The sequence below is a fragment of the Falsiroseomonas sp. RANM36 genome, from assembly GCF_056682175.1.
Genome location: NZ_JBWXTD010000005.1, coordinates 412,067 through 412,992, shown reverse-complemented (window position 1 = coordinate 412,992; position 926 = coordinate 412,067). Strand labels below are relative to the sequence as shown.

Below are 926 nucleotides of genomic sequence, written 5' to 3'. Positions count from 1 at the left end.
GCCACGCCCCCCGCGGGCCGGGGCGGGTGGGCGGCGCGCCCGACGCGGGCGCTGGCCCTGCCGATGCGCGCGCGGGTGGGGGCGGCCGCGGCCGGCCGCGTCTTCATCACCCGCAGCACCGGCGCCGACATCGCCACGCGCGTCTTCGCGCGGCACGGCATGGCGATCCCGCCCGAGCAGCAGGCCGGCACCGAGGCCTTCCTGGATCGGCTGGTCCGTCAGGCGGCAGGCTGAAGGTGGCGCCCGACGCGGTCGCGGCCCGGCCGCGCGCGAGCCTGGCCGGCCTGGCGCTCGGCTCGGCCGGGCTGCTGGCGATCGCGGCGATGCTGCCCGCCCTGCCCGACCCGGCGCTGCCCGGCGGCGTCGCCGTGGCGCTGCGGCGCGGCGCCGCCTTCGTCTGGCTCGATTTCGGCTTCGCCGGCGGGTTCCGCGCGCTGCTCGAGGCCGGCGACGGGCGCGCCCTCGCCGCGACCTTCCTGATCCCCGCCGTCGCCGCCGCGGTGATCCTGCCGGCGGCGGCGCTTCTGCCCGGCCATGGGCGCTTCGTCGCACCGGTCGGGTTGCCGCTGCTGGTCGGCGCGATGGTCTTCGGCATCGGCATGCAGGTCGCCAATGGCTGCGGCTCCGGCGTGCTGGTCGCGGCGGGCCAGGGGGCGCGGCGGATGTGGGTGGCGCTGCCCTTCTTCTGCCTCGGCGGCGTCATCGGCAGCCTGCTGCTGCCGATGGGCCTCGCCCTGCCGGGTCTCGGCAGCGTGGACCTGGTGGCGTCGCTCGGCCCCTGGGGCGCCCTGCTGGCGGTGGAGGCGCTGCTTGCGCTCGGCGCGCTGGCGGTGCTGCGCGGCGCGCGGCCCGCGGCGGCGCCGCGGCGCCCCCCGGCGGGGGTGGGGGGGTGTGTGGGGCGGGGATTGAACGACAGCCGCCGGCCC

The 926-nt window shown here is 80.0% G+C and carries 1 protein-coding gene and 1 pseudogene; both read left to right on the top strand.

Features of this window, described 5'->3' with window-relative positions; translation table 11 throughout:
• Positions 1-234 (top strand): annotated as a pseudogene (locus tag AC1MIR_RS19990) (hypothetical protein); the annotation flags it as partial.
• Between the two features lie 2 nt (positions 235-236).
• The coding region (locus AC1MIR_RS19985; protein ID WP_480029942.1) for a YeeE/YedE thiosulfate transporter family protein at positions 237-926 on the top strand (690 nt) is incomplete at its 3' end.